Annotated in this window: 3 protein-coding genes; 1 reads left to right on the top strand and 2 read right to left on the bottom strand. The window is 71.7% G+C overall.

The window, feature by feature from the left end:
- Positions 1-289 precede the first annotated feature (289 nt).
- Together nagB and K6I34_RS32785 are read right to left on the bottom strand one after the other, a co-directional pair.
- Positions 290-1,075, bottom strand: coding sequence for a glucosamine-6-phosphate deaminase (nagB, locus tag K6I34_RS32780; protein ID WP_229331679.1), 786 nt, complete (start codon positions 1,073-1,075; stop codon positions 290-292).
- A 242-nt stretch (positions 1,076-1,317) separates the two neighbouring features.
- Positions 1,318-2,070, bottom strand: a complete 753-nt coding sequence (locus K6I34_RS32785) for an SDR family oxidoreductase (protein WP_229331680.1) — start codon at positions 2,068-2,070, stop codon at positions 1,318-1,320.
- Between the two features lie 451 nt (positions 2,071-2,521).
- Here K6I34_RS32785 and K6I34_RS32790 point away from each other — a divergent pair, with 451 nt between their 5' ends.
- Complete coding sequence (locus K6I34_RS32790; RefSeq protein ID WP_229331681.1) at positions 2,522-3,988, top strand: sensor histidine kinase; 1,467 nt, start codon at positions 2,522-2,524, stop codon at positions 3,986-3,988.
- Positions 3,989-4,200: the final 212 nt, after the last annotated feature.

Here is a 4,200-nt window from a genome sequence, read left to right on the forward strand (position 1 = left end):
CGGCTCGACCAGGGCCCACTCATCATCCGTCAGATCACCACGCGCCATACCTCCGGCCTACCAGGCCACAGGACATGGCGCGGCCGAAATCCACCAACTCGTGATCGCAACTACGAACACGCTCTAGCGGAACGCATGCCCACAACCGGGAAGGTGACGGAATAGCGCACCCCATCAGGGGCGCGGGGAACTGCGCGACCAGCCGGACACGACCCGCAGTCGCCCACCGGGCCCGGGTGGCAACCCGGTGGGCGCAGCGGGCCACCGGCCCGCATCCGGACGGCAGGGGCTACAGCCCCTGCCACACCGGCTTGTTGGCGTACGTGTGGCGGAAGTAGTCCGCCAGCTTCAACTTCGACGCCGCGGCCTCGTCGACGACGACGGTCGCGTGGGGGTGGAGCTGGAGCGCGGAGGCCGGGACGAGGGCGGAGACGGGGCCTTCCACCGTCGCCGCGACCGCGTCGGCCTTGCCCTCGCCCGTCGCGAGCAGGACCAGGTGGCGGGCCTCCAGGATCGTGCCGATGCCCTGGGTGATGACGTGGTGCGGCACCTGGTCGATGTCGCCGTCGAAGAAGCGCGCGTTGTCGACGCGGGTCTGCTCCGTCAGCGTCTTGATGCGGGTGCGCGAGGCGAGCGAGGAGCACGGCTCGTTGAAGCCGATGTGCCCGTCGGTGCCGATGCCGAGCAGCTGGAGGTCCACGCCACCGGCCTCGGCCAGCGCCCTGTCGTACGCCTCGCACGCGCCCTGGACGTCCTCGGCGGTGCCGTCGGGGCCCATGAAGGACGTCTCGGACAGCCCGAGCGGCTCCACGACCTCGCGCAGCACCACCGAGCGGTAGGACTCCGGGTGGTCGGCCGGCAGGCCGACGTACTCGTCGAGCTGGCAGATACGGGCCCGCGAGGCGTCCACGGCGCCCGCGCGGACCTTCGCCGTCAGCGCTTCGTAGATGGGCAGCGGGGTGGAGCCGGTGGCCACGCCCAGCAGGGCGTCCGGCTTGCGACGCAGGAGCTCCGCCATGGCCTCCGCGATGAGCTCGCCGCCTGCCTTGGCGTCCGGGACGATGACAACTTCCACGCTGGGCCTGCCGATCTGGAGAGTGGACGTGGGGGAGTGGTGGTATAGACCAATCTAACAGAGTGTGGCATCCACCCCCAGTGTCCGCCGCCAGGCCCCGTCGGGCCCCGTCAGGGGCGCGGGGCTGTTGTCGATATGCGGCTCTGCCGCGTGGGCGCGACCAGCCCCCACCGGTCTGCAGACGCGCGCGCAGCGCAAGAGGCACCCCAATAGGCGAACCCCGGCGTCAGAGCAGCGCAGCGTCAGAGCAAGGCCCCACCCGTCGCGTCGATCCACTGCCCGGTCACCCACCGGCTGTCGTCCGAGGCGAGGAAGGCGACGACGTCCGCGATGTCCCGCGGCTCGCCCACCCGGCCGGCTGGGGACATCGCCGAGACCTGTGCCCAGGCCTCGGGGTTGCGCAGCCAGGCGGCGTTCATGTCGGTGTCGACCACGCCCGGCGCGACGGCGTTGACGGTGATGCCGCGCCCGCCCACGGCCTTGGCCAGGTTGGCGGTGAAGGCGTCGATCGCGGCCTTGGTCATGGTGTACGGGGTGATCTCCGGCATGCGGGCGCCGTGCGTCAGCCCCGTGGAGACGTTGACGATCCGGCCGCCGTCGCGCATCCGCTCCAGCCCGAGCAGGGTGACGAAGAACGGCGCCTTGGCGTTGACCGCGAAGACCCGGTCGAAGTCCGCGGGCGTCACCTCGCCGACCGGGCCCCGCGGGCCGCCGGAGGCCGCGTTGTTCACCAGGATGTCCACGCCCTCGGCATGCTCGTCGAAGGCCCTCCACAGCGCCTCGGCGTCACCCTCGGTCCCCAGCTCCGCCCGGATGGCGAAAGCCCGGCCGCCCGCGGCCTCGATCTCCTTCACCGTCCGTCGCGCGGCTTCGTCGTCCCGCCCGTAGTGCACCGCGACCGTCGCGCCCTCGCGCGCCAGCCGCTCGGAGATCGCGCGTCCGATGCCGCGGCTGCCGCCGGTGACCAGTGCCGTCCTGCCGTGGAGCGTGCCCATGGTTCCCCCTGTTTCCTTAACGATCACTACAGAAAGACCGTAGCACGAGTTTTTTAGCGACCGCTATAGAAGAAAGGCCCGGAGGTGTCGAACGGGGCTGCGGGGGATAAGCCGTAGGGAGAGAAGTGGGGGGTGCGTCCGAACGTCACTACGGGCCGCGGCGCCCGGCCGGGACCCTCAACCCGGTCGGCACCGCAGCCCGGAGCCGACATCGGCCACCGGGGACGCGGGGTGTGCGGGCCCCGCGGCCGGGAGCGGCCGACCGGAGGCCGCGGCGCGGTCAGGACGAACGGGAGCGCCGGGCCTCGAATCCACCCTCCTGTGCGGGGAAGGCGGAAACTTTGCTTGTTCATTGTGGACTAGACCACTCTCGGCTGTCCATGCCCGGGCGGCCGACAGGCGGAACGAAATGAGGCACGCGGGCGCGGGTAGGCTCACAGCCGTGCCCTCCATGAACGACCTCGTACGCCAGCACACCGCCCTGGGCGACTCCGACCTGGAGTGGCTGCATCTGCTGGTCTCGGAGTGGCAGCTGCTCTCCGACCTCTCCTTCGCCGACCTCGTGCTGTGGGTGCCCACCCTCGACGGCACCCGCTATGTGTCCGTCGCGCAGATGCGGCCCAACACCGGCCCCACCTCGTACCAGAACGACATGGTCGGCCACCTGGTGCCGCGCGGGCGCCGCCCCATGCTGGACGCCGCGCTCGACGAGGGCAGGATCGTCCGGGAGGGCGACCCGGAGTGGCGCGAGGAGGTGCCGGTCCGCGTCGAGTCGATCCCGGTCCGCCGCGAGGGCCGGGTGCTCGGGGTCATCGCCCGCAATACGAACCTGCTCACCGTGCGGACGCCGAGCAGGCTGGAGCTCACCTATCTGCAGAGCGCCTCGGACCTCGCGCAGATGATCGCGAACGGGACCTTCCCGTTCCCCGGTCAACAAGTCGACATGGACGCCTCGCCGCGCGTGGGCGACGGCCTGATCAGGCTCGACGCGGACGGCATCGTCCAGTACGCGAGCCCCAACGCGCTCTCCGCCTACCACCGGCTCGGGCTCGCCGCCGACCTCATCGGGCACCATCTGGGCGAGGCCACCGCTCAGTTGGCGCCCTCGCGCGGCCCCGTCGACGAGGGCCTCGCGAAGCTGGCGAGCGGCTGGGCCCCGCGCGAGTTCGAGGTCGAGGGGGCCGACGGGGTCATCCAGCTGCGGGCGATCCCCCTCAAGCCCAAGGGGAATCACATCGGTTCGCTCGTGCTGCTGCGCGATGTCACCGAACTGCGTCGGCGTGAGCGAGAGTTGATCACCAAGGACGCGACCATCCGGGAGATCCACCACCGAGTGAAGAACAACCTCCAGACCGTGGCCGCCCTGCTGCGCCTCCAGGCCCGCCGGATCGGCTCCGCCGAGGGGCGCGAGGCGCTGGAGGAAGCGGTGCGGCGGGTCGGCTCGATCGCCATCGTCCACGAGACGCTCTCGCAGAACCTCGACGAGCGCGTCGAATTCGACGAGATCGCCGACCGTGTCCTCGCCATGGTCGCCGAGATCTCCCCGGGCCGCGTCGCCGGCCGCCGCACGGGCCGCTTCGGCATCCTCGACGCGGAGGTGGCCACGCCGCTGTCCATGGTCCTCACGGAGCTGCTCCAGAACGCGATGGAGCACGGCTTCGGACCGGGCGAGACGGGCTCCGTCGAGGTGACGGCCGTACGGAGCGGTACGCGGCGGGACGCCCGCCTGCTGATCTCCGTGCAGGACGACGGGCGGGGTCTCCCGGAGGGCTTCGACCCGCAGCGGACGGGGAACCTGGGACTGCAGATCGTACGAACGCTGGTGGAGGGGGAGCTCGGAGGAACGTTCGACATGCGACGCCGCGCGGAGCGCGGCACGCGTGTCGTACTGGAGATCCCGGTCCGCCCGGAGAAGTAGCGCTGGCGCTTGGCCTGGGCGGGGCCGGGTGCGGCCCGGCGGTCGGCGCCGGGGCTTCGCCCCGGACCCCGCGCCTATTGGGCTGCCTCGCGTGTCCGGTTTGCGACTGCAGGCCGTCGCTGGCTGGCCGCGCAGTTCCCCGCGCCCCTTGAGCCCCCTGCGGGGGCCAGGGGGCGGAGCCTCGCCGGGGGTCCGGGACGGGAGCCCCGAAG

Origin of the sequence: Streptomyces sp. UNOC14_S4 (assembly GCF_020740835.1) — a bacterium.
Taxonomy (GTDB): domain Bacteria; phylum Actinomycetota; class Actinomycetes; order Streptomycetales; family Streptomycetaceae; genus Streptomyces.